14 protein-coding genes and 1 pseudogene are annotated in these 14,100 nt (G+C 70.8%); 3 read left to right on the top strand and 12 right to left on the bottom strand.

The features are described from left to right. Positions 1–121: 121 nt before the first annotated feature. The 6 genes from AB0A74_RS40180 to AB0A74_RS40155 form a co-directional block, all read right to left on the bottom strand. Positions 122–1,108: a zinc-dependent alcohol dehydrogenase family protein gene (locus AB0A74_RS40180; protein WP_358258110.1), complete on the bottom strand. Its 987-nt coding sequence runs from the start codon at positions 1,106–1,108 to the stop codon at positions 122–124. Next, positions 1,105–1,905 carry a carbohydrate ABC transporter permease gene (locus AB0A74_RS40175; protein WP_358258108.1) on the bottom strand — a complete coding sequence of 267 codons (801 nt, stop codon included), beginning with the start codon at positions 1,903–1,905 and terminating at the stop codon, positions 1,105–1,107. Before AB0A74_RS40175 ends, AB0A74_RS40180 begins: the two co-directional genes overlap by 4 nt. Next, positions 1,902–2,852: a sugar ABC transporter permease gene (locus tag AB0A74_RS40170; protein WP_358258106.1), complete on the bottom strand. Its 951-nt coding sequence runs from the start codon at positions 2,850–2,852 to the stop codon at positions 1,902–1,904. The genes AB0A74_RS40175 and AB0A74_RS40170 overlap by 4 nt, the downstream gene beginning before the upstream one ends. A gap of 37 nt (positions 2,853–2,889) precedes the next feature. Then, positions 2,890–4,233, bottom strand: a complete 1,344-nt coding sequence (locus AB0A74_RS40165; RefSeq protein WP_358258105.1) for a sugar ABC transporter substrate-binding protein — start codon at positions 4,231–4,233, stop codon at positions 2,890–2,892. 81 nt (positions 4,234–4,314) lie between these two features. Next, positions 4,315–5,076, bottom strand: a complete 762-nt coding sequence (locus tag AB0A74_RS40160; protein WP_358258103.1) for a DeoR/GlpR family DNA-binding transcription regulator — start codon at positions 5,074–5,076, stop codon at positions 4,315–4,317. 252 nt (positions 5,077–5,328) lie between these two features. Continuing rightward, positions 5,329–6,390 (bottom strand): alkene reductase, encoded by a 1,062-nt coding sequence (locus AB0A74_RS40155; RefSeq protein ID WP_358258102.1) that lies wholly within the window; start codon positions 6,388–6,390, stop codon positions 5,329–5,331. Between the two features lie 99 nt (positions 6,391–6,489). On the opposite strand from AB0A74_RS40155, the gene AB0A74_RS40150 reads away from it, so the two are divergent. Next, a complete protein-coding gene (locus AB0A74_RS40150; RefSeq protein WP_343935065.1) occupies positions 6,490–6,981 on the top strand; it encodes a MarR family winged helix-turn-helix transcriptional regulator in 492 nt (163 codons plus the stop codon). On the opposite strand, the gene AB0A74_RS40145 is transcribed toward AB0A74_RS40150, so the two are convergent. The 6 genes from AB0A74_RS40145 to AB0A74_RS40120 all read right to left on the bottom strand — a co-directional run bounded on the left by AB0A74_RS40145 (position 6,978) and on the right by AB0A74_RS40120 (position 13,303). Beyond that, a complete protein-coding gene (locus AB0A74_RS40145; protein WP_358258101.1) occupies positions 6,978–8,495 on the bottom strand; it encodes an alpha-amylase family glycosyl hydrolase in 1,518 nt (505 codons plus the stop codon). The two genes, AB0A74_RS40150 and AB0A74_RS40145, sit on opposite strands and share 4 nt — an antisense overlap. Positions 8,496–8,519: 24 nt before the next feature. Next, the gene (locus tag AB0A74_RS40140; RefSeq protein ID WP_358258099.1) at positions 8,520–9,359 is read right to left on the bottom strand and encodes a carbohydrate ABC transporter permease; all 840 of its coding nucleotides are present in this window, start codon (positions 9,357–9,359) and stop codon (positions 8,520–8,522) included. Then, positions 9,356–10,225: a sugar ABC transporter permease gene (locus tag AB0A74_RS40135; RefSeq protein ID WP_358258097.1), complete on the bottom strand. Its 870-nt coding sequence runs from the start codon at positions 10,223–10,225 to the stop codon at positions 9,356–9,358. Before AB0A74_RS40135 ends, AB0A74_RS40140 begins: the two co-directional genes overlap by 4 nt. Next, complete coding sequence (locus AB0A74_RS40130; protein WP_358258096.1) at positions 10,225–11,574, bottom strand: sugar ABC transporter substrate-binding protein; 1,350 nt, start codon at positions 11,572–11,574, stop codon at positions 10,225–10,227. The genes AB0A74_RS40135 and AB0A74_RS40130 overlap by 1 nt, the downstream gene beginning before the upstream one ends. Before the next feature lie 203 nt (positions 11,575–11,777). Next, positions 11,778–12,785 carry a LacI family DNA-binding transcriptional regulator gene (locus AB0A74_RS40125; protein WP_358258094.1) on the bottom strand — a complete coding sequence of 336 codons (1,008 nt, stop codon included), beginning with the start codon at positions 12,783–12,785 and terminating at the stop codon, positions 11,778–11,780. After that, entirely contained in the window at positions 12,782–13,303 is a 522-nt protein-coding gene (locus AB0A74_RS40120; RefSeq protein ID WP_358258093.1) for a hypothetical protein, read from the bottom strand. The genes AB0A74_RS40125 and AB0A74_RS40120 overlap by 4 nt, the downstream gene beginning before the upstream one ends. Positions 13,304–13,386: 83 nt before the next feature. On the opposite strand from AB0A74_RS40120, the gene AB0A74_RS40115 reads away from it, so the two are divergent. Continuing rightward, positions 13,387–13,935, top strand: coding sequence for a hypothetical protein (locus tag AB0A74_RS40115; RefSeq protein ID WP_358258091.1), 549 nt, complete (start codon positions 13,387–13,389; stop codon positions 13,933–13,935). 71 nt (positions 13,936–14,006) lie between these two features. Next, positions 14,007–14,100 (top strand): annotated as a pseudogene (locus AB0A74_RS40110) (P-loop NTPase); the annotation flags it as partial.

Raw genomic sequence — 14,100 nt, 5'->3', positions numbered from 1 at the left:
CCCGCCTGACCACGGAGTGGCGCCCCGCCCAACCGGGGCGCCACACCCCACAACCCACCCGACAGACCACCACACCCACCCGACCAGACGAGCCTCGGCGCGCCGCACGCAGGGCGAACAGCTAGGGCAGCACCTGGATCTTCCGGCCCTGGCCCGCCTGGAAGCGGGCCAGGGCCGCGCCGTAGTCGGCCAGTGGTTCGCGGTGGCTGATGAAGACCTCCGGGTCCAGCACGCCGGTGGCGAAGAGGTCCGCCGCGCGTTCGAACGAGTGCAGCACGGCCATCGAGCCGGTGATGGTGATCTCCTGGTTGTAGATGCGGTACGGGTCGATGGTCACCCGGGTCGCGTAGTCCGACACCCCGAACTGGAGGAACGTCCCGCCCTTCCCGACCCGCTCCAGGCCGTCCTGGATCGCCGCCGCGTTGCCGGTCGCGTCGATCACCACGTCCCAACCGTCACGGTCGAACTCCGCGGCGGACGAGGCAACTCCTGTGCAGCCCAACAACTCCGCCGTGGCCAGGCGTTCGGGGTTCAGGTCCACGACCTCGACCGACGCCGCGCCGGTCAGCTTCGCCAGCTGCAACATCATCAACCCCATGGTGCCCGACCCGTAGATCAGCACCCGGGAGGCCATCCGCGCCCGCAGCACGTCGTACCCGCGCACGGCGCAGGACAGCGGTTCGATCAGCGCCGCGTCCTCGACGCGCACGTGGTCGGGCAGCCGCACGCAGTTCGCGACCGGTGCCAAGGCGTACTCCGCCGCACCCCCACCCGTGGTGACGCCGATCGCCGCCCACCTTGCGCACAGGTTGTTCCGCCCGGACCGGCAGTACCGGCACTCGTGGCAGTACAGCGACGGGTCCACCGCGACCCGGTCCCCCACCCGCAGTTCGGTCACCGCCGACCCGACCTCGCACACCACCCCGGCGAACTCGTGCCCCGGCACCACCGGCAACGTCGGCGCGAACTCCCCTTGCAGGATGTGCAGGTCCGTGCCGCACAGGCCGCACGCGGCCACGTCCACCACGACGTCGCGCGGCCCGGGCGCCGGGTCCGGCACCTCGGCGACCTCCACCACGCCGACGGCGCTGATCACGGCTGCTTTCACTTCACGGCTCCCAACGACAGGCCCTGGACCAGCTTGTCCTGGGCGGCGAACCCGGCGACGAGCACCGGCAGCGACACGACCACCGCGGCGGCGCACACCTTGGCCAGGAACAGGCCCTGGCTGGTGACGAACCCGGTCAGGTGGACCGGCGCGGTGCCCGCCACGACCCCGGTCAGCACGCGGGCGAACAGCAGCTCGTTCCAGCTGAGGATGAAGCAGATCAGCGAGGTGGCGGCGATGCCGGGCATGGCGACGGGGGCGACGACCCGCCGCAGCGTGGTCAGCAGCCCGGCCCCGTCCAGGGCGGCGGCTTCCAGGATCTCGACCGGCACCTCGGCCAGGAACGACCGCATGAGCCACACCGCGATGGGCAGGTTCATGGAGGTGTAGAGCACGACCAGGAACGAGATGTTGTCCAGCAGCCCGGAGTACTGGGCGACCAGGTAGATCGGCAGCAGCCCGGCGACGACCGGCAGCATCTTGGTGGACAGGAAGAAGAACAGCACGTCCGACCACTTGTCGACCTTCTTGATCGACAGCGCGTAGGCGGCGGGGATCGCCAGCGCGAGCACGAGCAGGGTCGAGCCGACCGAGGCGCTCAGCGAGTTGACCAGCGGCGGCCACGGTCCGGAGGAGAAGAACTCGCGGTAGCCGTCCAGGGTGAGCGGCGCGGTGATCGAGGGCGGGTTGGTGGCGGCGTCGGGCTCGCTGTGCAGCGAGGTGAGCACCATCCACGCGACGGGCGCGAAGAACACCAGTCCGGAGAACCAGGCGAGCACGCCCAAGATGCGGTTCACCCACGCACCTCCTCTCGCAGCAACGAGGACACGACCCGCAGGGCGAAGGTGGCGATGACGATGGACCCGACCACCACGACCACGCCCGCCGCGGAGGCCTGCCCGTAGTCGTGGGCCTGGTAGAAGGTCTGGTAGATCGTGTAGGGCAGGTTCGCCGTGCCCAACCCGCCGGAGGTGATGGTGAAGACGGCGTCGAAGTTCTGCACGATGTAGATGGACCCGAGCAGCGCGCCCAGCTCCAGGTAGGGCCGCAGGTGCGGCAGGGTGAGGTGGCGGAACACCTGCCACGGCGTGGCCCCGTCGATCCGCGCGGCCTCCACGGCGTCCTGCGGGCGGCTTTGCAGGCCGGCCAACAGGATCAGCATCATGAACGGCGTCCACTGCCACACCAGCGAGGCCTCGACGGCGATCAGCGGCATCCCGCTGATCCACTCCGGCTGTGGCGCGTCGTCGCCGAACAGCCACGTCAGCGCCCCGTTGAACAGCCCGTACTCGGGGTTGTAGAGCGCGTGCTTCCACAGCAGGGCCGCCGCGACCGGCACCACCAGGAACGGCGCGATGAGCATGGTGCGCACCGCGCCTCGGCCGAAGAACTTCCGGTCCAGCAGCAGCGCCAGCCCCAGCCCGAGCAGCAGGCTGACCACCACCACCGACGCGGTCAGCACGACCGTGGTCCAGATCGCGGCCCGCAGGTCGGGGTCGGTGAACACGGCGACGTAGTTGTCGAGCCCGGCGAACCCGCGGTTGGCGGGGTCCAGCGAGTTCCACCGCATCAGCGAGATGACCAGCGTGGCCACGAACGGCAACTGCGTGACGACGACGGTGAACAGCAGGGCCGGGAGGAGCGGGGCGCGCCGGACCCAGCGCGCCGCCGCCCCGACCCGGACCGGCCGCACCGGCGGCACGGACCCGGCCGTCGCCACCACGGGTTCCTTGACCGCGGTCACCCGAAGCTCCCGAACCCGATCGGCGTGGGATTGCGCATCACTGCCCCCGGTACTTCTTCGCCACGGTCTCGGCCAGCGCCTGGCTCTCGTCCAACGCCGCGTCCACGCTGGTCGCCCCGGCGATCGCGCCGCTGATCTTCTGCGACACCTGGGTGCCCAGGTCGGTGAACTCCGGGATGCCGACGAACTGGATCCCGGCCACCGGCCGCGGCTGCACGCCCGGGTCGGTCGGCTTCGCGCCCGCGATGGCGGCCTCGGCCTGCTTGGCGAACGACCCGGACGCGGCCAGGTACTCCGGCCGCTGGTAGGTCGAGGACCGCTTGCCGTCGGGGACCCGCGACCAGCCCAGCGTCCTGCCCGCCAGCTCCTCGTAGCCCTTGCCGGAGGCCCAGGAGATGAACTTCCAGGCGTTGTCGGCCTTCTTGCTCGCCTTCTGGATGCCGAACGCCCACGTGTAGAGCCACGCCGAGGACTCGGTCTTGACCACGGGGGCCTGGGCGAAGCCGAGCTTGCCCTTGACCGGGGAGTCGTTCGCTTCCAGCAGCCCGGCGGCCACGGTGGCGTCGTACCACATGGCGACCTTGCCCTGGGTCATGTCGTTAAGGCACTCGGCGAACCCGGCCTGCGCCGCGCCGGCCTCACCGTGCGCGCGGACCAGGTCCACGTAGAACCTGGTGGCCTCCCTGAACTCCGGCGAGTTGACCCGCGCCTGCCAGTCCTGGGTGAACCACGTGCCGCCGAAGGTGTTGACCACCGTGGTCAGCGGAGCCATCAGCTGACCCCAGCCGGGCTGGCCGCGCAGGCAGATGCCCTTCATACCCGGCGACGAACCGTCCACTTGGGACGCGATGTCGGCGACCTGTTGCCACGTCGGCTTGTCCGGCATCTTGAGGTTCTTCGCGTCCAGCACGTCCTTGCGGTACATCAGGAACGACGACTCGCCGTAGAACGGCTCCGCGTACACCTTGCCGTCGGCGGCGGTCAGCGAGTCGCGGATCGGCTTGAGGATGTCGTCCTGGTCGAACGCCGTGTCCTTGGCGACGTAGTCGTCCAACGGCGTCAGCCAGCCGTTCTTGGCGTAGATCGGCGTCTCGTAGTTGCTGATGGTCGCCACGTCGTACTGGCCGGCCTGGCTGGAGAAGTCCTGGCTGATCTTGTCCCGGACGTCGTTCTCCGGCAGCACCGTGAAGTTGACCTTGATGCCGGTGTCCTTGGTGAAGTGGTCCGCGGTCAGCTCCTCCAGGTCCTGCATCTGGGGGTTGTTGACCATCAGCACGTTGATGGAGTTGTCGCTGCCGCCACCCCCGCCGCCCGCGCCCGCACACGCGGTCGCCGTGAGGAGTACCGCGGCGGCCAGGCCGCCGTATCGCAGTGACTTCATCGTCTTGCCTTTCTCGCCGCGTGCGCCGACCAGACCCCCTTCGAACGGGGGCCTCGGCGGTGGGGACGGGGTGTTGTGTGCCTACGCCCGGACGACTTTGGGCCCGAGCAGCGAATAGCGGTGGGCCTCCCCCGAGGGCAGGCCGGAGTCGGTGACGACCGCCTCCAGGTCCCGCACGGCGGCGAACCGGTGGAAGCTCGCCACCCCGAACTTCGTGTGCACACCGACGAAGACCTTGCGGCGCGCGGCGGCCAGCGCCTGCGCCTTGACCGCGCCGACCGCGGGATCGGGCGTGGTCAGCCCGTGCTCGCGGGAGATGCCGTTGGCGCCGATGTAGGCGAGGTCGATCACCATCTCGGACAGCATTCGCGTGGCCCAGTGGTCGACGGTGGCCAGCGTCCTCCCCCGGACGCGCCCGCCGAGCAGCAGCACCGTCACCGACGGCGCCTCCGACAGCACGGCGGCGGTGGGCAGCGACGCGGTGATGACGGTCAGCGGCCTGCCGGTGGGCAGGGCCTCGGCGACGAGCTGGGGGGTGTAGCCCTCGTCGACGAACACCGTCTCCGCGTCCCCGAGCCGATCGGCGGCGGCCCGCGCGATCCGGCGCTTCTCGGGCACCATCGAGACGGACCGGAACTTCAGCCCGGTCTCGAACCCGGCGCTCTCCACCGGGAACGCGCCACCGTGGGTGCGGCGCACCAGCCCGTGCTCGTCGAGCAGCCGCAGGTCGCGCCGCACGGTCTCCTGGGCGACGGCCAGCTCGGCCGCGATCTCGGCGACGTCCACCCGCCCCTCGGCCCGCGCCCGAGCGAGGATGCGCCGCTTGCGCTCATCAGCCCGCACCACGCACCTCCTCTGCCCACTCGGACCCCGGCTGCCCGTTCGGGCGTGCCTAAAGGTGTAACACCGCCGCAACAGTGTGGCCAGCGCCACACCGCCCGGAACAATGCCCGATTCCTGCCCGCTCAGCCCGCCCGAACCCACACCGACGGCCCGATCCGTGCCCGTTTGCGGGTGCGGAATTGCCCGATTGGGCTTCCGGACAGCACAAGACCGGCGCTCCACCGTGGGAAGCGCCGGTCTCCTGGGGGGGCGTCAGGCGGCCAGGGGCGGGTAGTCGGTGTAGCCGCGCTCGTCGCCGCCGAAGAAGGTCGTGTGGTCCGGGGTGTTGTACGGGCCGTTCGCCGCGATGCGCGCGGGCAGGTCCGGGTTGGCCAGGAACAGCGCGCCGAACGCGATCGCGTCGGCCGTGCCGTCGGCCAGCAGCGCCAGGTCGGCGGGCTCCGTGACGCCCTCGTGGTTGCGCGGGTTCAGGATCAGGGTCGTGTCGAGGCGCGCGCGCAGCGCCAGGGTCAGCTCCCGGTCCCACTCGGAGACGTGCAGGTAGGCCAGGCCCAGTGGGTTGAGGGCGTCGACCAGGGCCGGGTACACCTCGTGGTGGTCGGTCTCGTGGATGTCGTTGTACCGGTTCCCCGGCGACACCCGCAGACCCACGCGCGACGCCCCGATGGCCTCCGCGACCGCCCGCACCACGGCCACCGGGAACCGGAGCCGGTTGGCCACCGAGCCGCCCCACTCGTCGGTGCGCCGGTTGGTGTTGGGGGCGAGGAACTGGTGGATCAGGTACCCGTTCGCGCCGTGCAGCTCGACGCCGTCGAACCCGGCGGCGATGGCGTTGGTCGCGGCCTGGGCGTAGTCGGCGATCGTGGCCTCGATCCCGGCCGGCGTCAGCTCGCGCGGCACGACGTTGTCCAGCATCGCCGTCCCGGTGAACGTGCTCCCCGCCGCGCGCACCGGCGACGCGCTCACGGGGTGCAGGTCGCCGGGCAGCAGGTCCGGGTGGCCGATGCGCCCGGTGTGCATGAGCTGCGCGAAGATCACGCCGCCCGCCGCGTGGACGGCGTCGGTGACCCGCCGCCACCCCGCGACCTGCTCGTCGGTGTGCAATCCGGGCGTGTCGACGTACCCCTGTCCCACGGCGGAGGGCTGGATGCCCTCGGTGATGATCAGCCCGGCGGACGCGCGCTGCGCGTAGTACTCGGCCATCGCGGGCGTCGGGACGGTGCCGTGGGCGCGGCTGCGGGTCATCGGCGACATGACGATCCGGTTGGCCAGGCGGGTGCCGGCGAGGTCCAGGGCGTCGAACGGGGTGGTCATCACAACCTCCAAAGTCGGATACCTGTTCGAACAGGTATCTGGCTCCGAATGTTCCGCCAGTGACGACGATCACGCTGGTGAGGGCCTATCATGGTCATCATGGCTGACCAGACAGCGACCCCGACGAGCCTGCCGGTACCGGCCACCGCCCGCACCGGCCCGGTCAGCCACGCGATCTTCCGGCTGGCCCGCCTGCACCGCATGGTCGCGGCCCAGTTGCTGCGCAAGGCGGGCCTGCACCCGGGCCAGGAGCTGGTGATGATGCACCTGTGGGACTGCGGCCCGGCGCGGCAGGCCGAGCTGGTCGGCGTCCTGGACTCGGACTCGGCGACCATGACCCGCACCGTCCAGCGCCTGGAGAAGGCGGGCTTCGTCCGACGGGTCCCGGACCCGTCGGACCGCCGGGCGTCGATCATCGAACCCACGATCGCCAGTCAGGCCCTGCACCGCGAGGTCGAGCGGCTGTGGGGCGAGTTGGAGCGGGCCACGACCAAGGGCTGCGACGACGCCGAACGCGCCGAGGTCCTGCGCCTGCTCGGCAAGCTGGAGTGCAACCTGGTCGAACGGGCCTTCGGCCCCACCCGCGACTAACCCACGCGCAGCCACACCGCCGTGTCCGGCGGCAGGGCGCCGCCCGCCAACGGCCCGCTGGCCACCAGCACCTCCTCGTGGGCCGGCAGCGCGACGTCCGCCGCCGACAGGTTCACCACGCAGGCGAACCCGGGCTCCCGCGTGAACGCCACCACGTCGGCCCCGAGGTCCAGCCACGTCAACCCGCCGTCACCCAGCGCCTCCTCCACCCGGCGCAGCCGCAGCACGGTCTTGTAGAGCGACAGCATCGACTCCGGGTCCCCGCTCTGCGCCGCCACCGACAGCCCCGCCCAGCGCGCCGGCCGCGGCAGCCACGACGGACCGTCGTCACCCCACGGGATCGGCACCCGGCACCCGTCGCGGCCCCGGTCCGTGTGCCCCGACCGCACCCACACCGGGTCCTCCCGCAGCTCGTCGGGCAGGTCGTCCACCTCCTCCAGGCCCAGCTCCTCGCCCTGGTAGACGTACACGCACCCGGGCAGGGCGGAGGTCAGCAGCACCGCCGCGCGCGCCCGCTTCGTGCCCAGCTCCAGGTCGGTGGGGGTCAGGTGCTGCCGGCGACCGAAGTCGAACGACGTGTCCGCCCGCCCGAACCTCGTCACGTGCCGGGTCACGTCGTGGTTGGACAGCACCCAGGTCGGCGGGGCGCCCACCGGGGCGTGGGCGGCCAGCGTGGCGTCCACGACCCGGCGCAGCTCGGCGGCGTCCCAGGGGCAGCACAGGAAGTCGAAGTTGAACGCCGAGTGCAGCTCGTCCCGCCGCAGGTAGAGCGCGAAGCGCTCCGGGTCGGGCAGCCACATCTCGCCCACGAAGACCCGGTCGTCGGGGTACTCGTCCAGCACCGCCCGCCACGACCGGTAGATCTCGTGGACGCCGTCCTGGTCGGAGTACGGCGTGTCGGCGTCGGGCCTGGTGAAGTCCTTGACCAGGCCGTCGGCCACGTCGATGCGGAACCCGTCGACGCCCCGGTCCAGCCAGAACCGCAGCACGTCCTCGAACTCCGCGCGCACCTCGGGGTTGGTCCAGTTCAGGTCGGGCTGGTGCGGGCTGTAGAGGTGCAGGTACCAGGCGCCGTCGGGGGTGCGGCTCCACGCCGGGCCGCCGAAGCGGGACTTCCAGTCGTTGGGCGGCTCGTCGCCCTCGTGGAACCAGAACCGGTCGCGGCCGACGCCTCCGAGCGCCTCCCGGAACCAGGGATGCCTGTCCGAGCAGTGGTTCGGGACGATGTCGATGATGATCCGCAGGCCCAGGGCGTGCGCCTCGCCGATCAGCTTCTCCGCCTCCACCAGCGTGCCGAACACCGGCGCGATGTCGCGGTAGTCGGCGACGTCGTAGCCTCCGTCGGCCAGCGGGGAGGGGTACCAGGGGCTGAGCCAGACCGCGTCCACCCCGAGGTCGGCGAGGTAGGGCAGCCGCTGTCGCAGGCCCGCCAGGTCGCCGACGCCGTCGCCGTTGCCGTCGGCGAAGCTGCGCGGGTACACCTGGTAGATGGCCGCACTGCGCCACCAGTTCATGTGGGTCCTTCCCTGAAGCAGGAGTCAGCCTTTGACGCCACCGGCGGTCAGCCCCGCCAGGACGTGGCGCTGGAACACCAGGAACAGCCCGACCACCGGCGCGCCGGCCAGCACCAGCCCGGCGAGCATGAGGTTGACGGGCGTGTCGGGGGCGAAGCGCTGCAACGCCACGCTGAGCGTCTGCCGCGCGGGGTCGGAGAACACCAGCAGCGGCCAGACGAAGTCCTTCCACGCGGCCACCACGGCGAAGATGGACACCACGGCCAGGATCGGCCGCGACAACGGCAGCACGACGCGCCACAACATGGTGAGCTGGCCCGCGCCGTCGATCCTGGCCGCTTCCAGCACTTCCACGGGCAACTGGTCGAAGAAGCGCTTGAGCAGGAACACGGTGAACGCGTTGGCCGCGCCCAGCAGCCACAGCGCCACCGGGTTGTTCAGCAGTCCGAGGTCGGCGATGGTGAGGTAGGTCGGCACCAGCAGGACGGCCGCCGGCATCATCAGCGTCAGCAGCATCATGCCGAGGATCCCCTTGCCCAGCACCGGCCGCAGCCGCGACAACGCGTACGCGGCGGGCACGTCGACCGCGAGCTGAACGGCCCACGTGCCGATCGCGACGACGATGGTGTTGACGAAGTAGCGGCCGAGGTCCATCAGCCGCCACGCCTCGACGTAGGTCTCCGGCTGCCACGTCATCGGCAGCACGGTCGGCGGCACGCGGGCCAGTTCCACCGCCGGTTTCATCGCCGAGAGCACGAGCCACACCAGCGGCAGCACGAACACGACCGTGACGACGATCGTCGTCAACGTGAGGGCGATGGCGTAGCCGGCGCGCGAACGGTTCGGCGCGACAAGGGTTCTCACGCGTCGGCCCTCCTCGTGACGCGCAGGTAGAGCGCGGTGAACGCGCCGAGGACCAGCAGCAGCAACAGGCTCAGCGCGCTCGCGGTGCCGAAGTCGTTGTAGTAGAAGGCGTACCGGTAGAGCAGGAGCAGCACGGTGACCGTGGAGTCCTGCGGCCCGCCGCCGGTCATCACGTACGGCTCGGTGAAGACCTGCATGGTGGCCACGACTTGGAGCAGCAACAGCACGAGCAGCACGAACCGGGTCTGGGGGACGGTGACGTGCCACAGCCTGCGCAGCACGCCCGCCCCGTCCAGTTCCGCCGCCTCGTACAGCTCGCCCGGGATCGATTGCAGCGCCGCCAGGTAGACCAGCGTCGCCGTGCCGAGGTTGGCCCAGGTGGCGACCAGGACCAGGGACAGCATCGAGGTGGACGAGTCGTCCAGCCAGCCCGGGCCCGGGAGGCCGAGCCCGCGCAACGCGGTGTTGAGCAGGCCCGGACCCGGGTCGTAGAGCCACTTCCAGACCAGCGCCGCGACCACCGGCGGCAGCATCACCGGCAGGTAGACCACCAGTCGGAAGTAGGCCTTGAAGTGCCGCAGCTCGTTGAGCACGACCGCCAGCAGGAACGGCGCCGCGAAGCCGAAGACCAGCGCCAGGACGGTGAACAGCAGGGTGTTGCGCCACGCCACGGCGAACAGGGGGTCGGCGAACAGCCGCTCGAAGTTCTCCCAGCCGACCCACGTCGGCGCGGCGACGAAGTCCACTTGCTGGAAGCCCAGCACGACCCCGCGGGCGATCGGGAACCAGGAGAACACCGCGAAGCACAGCAGGGCGGCGGACAGGAACCCGTACGCGGTCAGGTTCTCCGCGACGCGGCGGCGCATCACTTGACCTGCGCCAGGACCGGGTTCACCTTGGCTTCCGCGTCCGCGAGGAGCTGGGCGGGGTCGGCGTCGCGGTCGGTGAGGACGGCCTGCACGACGTTGTCCAGGATCGCGTAGACCTGTTGCGCGTTGGGCGGTTCGATCTGCCCGGCGGGGGTGGCGTCCACGTAGGGCTTGAAGTTCTGCACGGGGACGGTGGCGTTGGCGGCCTTCAGCTCGGCCTGCTTGGCCTTGATGTCACCGGTCCAGATGTCGGCGACGGGCGGCACGGGCAGACCGATGGGCTGGCCCTGGTCCTTGTACCGCTTGAGGTTCTTGTCGAACCGGTCGGGGTTGAGGTACTTCCAGCCGATCCACTTCAGGCCGGCCTTGATCTTCTCGGGCGTGGCCTTGGGGTTGAGCATGTAGCCCTCGCCGCCGATGAGCGTGCCCTTGCCTTCGGGGATGCCGGTCAGGCCGTAGTCGGCGTAGTCGCCCTTGAACTGGTTGACGATCGTGGGGACGTTGTCGGGGGCGGCGAGGTACATGCCGAGCCGGCCCGCGCCCATCATCTGCTGGACGTCCTCGATGACCAGGAGCTGCTTCTCGCCCATGGTGCCGTCCCGCCAGCGCATGTCCTTGAGGTGCTGGAGGACCTGGCGACCCTTGTCGTCGTTGAAGTCGGCGACCCACTTGTCGCCGTCCTGGCGGGCGACCTTGCCGCCGACGGAGTACATCCACGCGGTGAAGTGCCAGCCGCCCTGGTTGTTCTTGCTGTACTCGGCGAACCCGACCTTGTCGCCGCCCAGCGCGGTGATCTTCCTGGCGGCCTCCTTGACCTCGTCCCACGTCTTCGGCGGGGCGTCGGGGTCGAGGCCGGCCTGCCGGAAGAGCTGCCGGTTGTAGAGCAGGCCCATCGAGTAGTTGGCGGTCGGGACGCCGTAGACCTTGCCGTCCTTGGTGAAGACGTCGCGGAGTTCGCGGCGGATCTCGGTGTAGTGCGGGAGGTCCTTGACGTGGTCGGTGATGTCGGCGGCCTGGCGGCGGGCGATGAGCTGGGCGGGGTCGGTGAAGTAGGCGTAGAAGACGTCCTCCAGTTGGCCGCCGGCGAGCTTGGCGGAGAACGTCTTCGGGTCCATGAAGCCCTCGTGCGGCTGGACGTCGATGTCGGGGTTGGCGGCCTCGAACTCGGCCACGTCCTCGTCGAAGACCTTGCGCTCGAACGCCTGCGTCTGCGGCGGCTGCCCGTTGACCGACAGGACGACCTTGCCGCCGGCGGCGGTGGTGTCGGCGGGGGCGGAACAGGCGGTGAGCGCGAGGCTGCCGGCCAGCAGCAACCCCGCCACACCGCGGAGCCGGAATGAGTTCATGGGGGCGGACCCTCCTCGTGTGGTGTGGCGCACACGGTAGGTCCAGCCCACAGGTTGCCGCAAGATGTCTACGAAATCTCGCAACTTGCCAACATCGGCCCGTAAGCGCTTCTCCTCCAGTTGGGCAGCACTCGCCAATCACTTGCACAAATGTCTCAAGCTCGCGCCGGTACGCCGAACGCGACTCCCCTGGCCGTGTCCGCTCAGCGGGGTGCGGGCGCGGGAGCGGTGGAGGAACGGACCACCAGCTCCGGCTCGAACAGCAGCTCCTCGGTCGCCACCGACGTCCCGGCGATCTGGTTCGCGAGCAGCTCCACCGCCGCCCGCCCCATCGCCTCGATCGGCTGCCGCACGGTCGTCAACGGCGGTTCCGTGCAGGTCATGAACGCGGAATCGTCGTACCCGACCACCGACACGTCGTGCGGCACGCGCAGGCCTTGCCGCCGCACCGCCCGGATCGCCCCCAGCGCCAACGGGTCGCTGGCGCACACGATCGCCGTCACCCCGCGCTGCACCAGCCGGGTCGCCGCCGCCTGCCCGCCCTCCAGCGAGAACATGGCGTGCTCCTCGGCCAGCTCGATCCGGGCCGCCTCCGCGCACAACATCAACGCCGCCAGCTTGCGCCGCGACGGCATGTGGTCGGTCGGCCCCAGCACCGCCCCGATCCGCCGGTGCCCCAGGGCGACCAGGTGCCCGAAGGCCTGCTCCACGGCCACCGCGTCGTCGCAGGACACGCGCGGGAATCCCAGGTCGTCCACGGCGGCGTTCACCAGCACCGCGGGCAGCTTGCGCCGGATCATCTGGTGGTAGTGCTCGTGCGACGCGTCGGCCTGCGCGTACTGCCCACCGGCGAACACGACGCCGGACACGTGCTGCTCGAACAGCAGCTCCAGGTAGTCCGCCTCGGACACGCCGCCGGCGGTCCGGGTGCACAGCACCGGGGTGAAGCCGCGTTGCGCGAGGGCGTTGCCGACGACGTCGGCGAAGGCGGGGAAGATCGGGTTCTGCAGCTCGGGCAGCACCAGGCCGACCAGCCGGGCGCGTTCCCCGCGCAACTGCGTGGGCCGCTCGTACCCGAGCACGTCCAGCGCCGTGAGGACCGCGGACCTGGTCGCGTCGGACACGCCGGGCTTCCCGTTGAGGACGCGGCTCACCGTCGCCTCGCTCACGCCGACCTTCGCGGCCACTTCAGCCAACCGCCGTTGCGTCATGGAGCAACTATACGGCAGGACTTGCGTGAATCTTGCGTGGACTTGCACTCCTTTGCAAGCTCCACCGCGGCCGACAGGACCTGGGCGGGCGCGACGACCCGGTCCACCAGCCCCGTGCGCAACGCTTCGTCGGCATCGACCCGCCGCGCCACCACCACACCACCGCCGGTCACCCGGACCAGGTCGCCGCCCTCGGCCAGCACCCGGCGGTCGCAGGCGTCGGCCAGCACCGCGAGGTCCCCCGACGCGCTGCGCCCGATCGCCGCCACCACCGGCACCGGCAACTCCGCCAACTCCTCGCGCAACGCCCGCAACTCCCGGTCGTGCGCACGCCGTGCGGACGGCGGCACCCCGACGACACCCCGCACCGACGCGGGCGACACCTCGCACGGGCAGGCGTGCAGCACGAGCCCGCGCACACCGGTCAACGTCGGCAGCAGCGCGCGCAGCCGGGCGGGCGGGTCCTGGTCGAGCCGGACGACCGCGACGCCGTCCGCGACTTCCACTGTGACGGACATGAGGTAGCCCATCGTGGCGGAGTTTTCGCCCGGTTGTCATGTTGCTGACCACCATCGGGTGATGCGTGGGGTACAACATGGCGGTGAAGCGTGTTGTGTGGCCCGCGCTGGTCCTGGCGACGACGGCCGCGTGTGCGACGCCGGTGGCCGGCAACCCGGTCGCGGCCGACGTGACCACCGCCAAGGCGGACGCCGAGGTCGTGCGCTGGATGAACAACTTCTGCGGCGTGGCGAACTACCTCAGCGCGTCCGGCGGTTACACCCTGGACGCGCCGCCGGCCGACCCGGCGGAGGCGAAGAAGGCGCTCAGCACGTCCCTCGGGCGCGTGGTCGACGTGCTGAACGTGGCCGTCCACGACCTCGATGAGCTGACACCCGCCCCGGTGGTCGCGGCGGACACGGCGGTGGAGGTCATCCTCGAACCCCTGTCGAAGGCGCGCGACAAGTTCACGCTGGCGAAGTCCACGGTGGACGAGGCGCCGGAGATGACGCTGGAGATCTTCGCGGCGGTGAACCAGCACCTGACCGAGGCCGTGACGATGATGAACGACGGCGTGGAACAGGTCTCGCTGGTCTCCCTACCCGACGACTTCCGGGAGGCCGCCGGCCAGGCGGAGAACTGCGACAAGTAGCGGCAGGGCCGGCCTCCGGCCCCCACTTCCATCATCCCACGCCCCACCGACATCCCCGACCGCCCGCCGCGCTCAGCTCCATCGGCATGTTCACGCCCGGCAACACCCCGGTCGTCTGGCGCGGCCCGATGCTGCACCGGGCGTTGCAGCAGTTCCTGGCGGACG

Origin of the sequence: Saccharothrix sp. NPDC042600 (assembly GCF_040647305.1) — a bacterium.
Taxonomy (GTDB): Bacteria; Actinomycetota; Actinomycetes; order Mycobacteriales; family Pseudonocardiaceae; genus Actinosynnema; species Actinosynnema mutabilis.
Note: the sequence above shows the minus strand (reverse complement) of the source record. Positions and strands in the feature narration are given on the sequence as shown.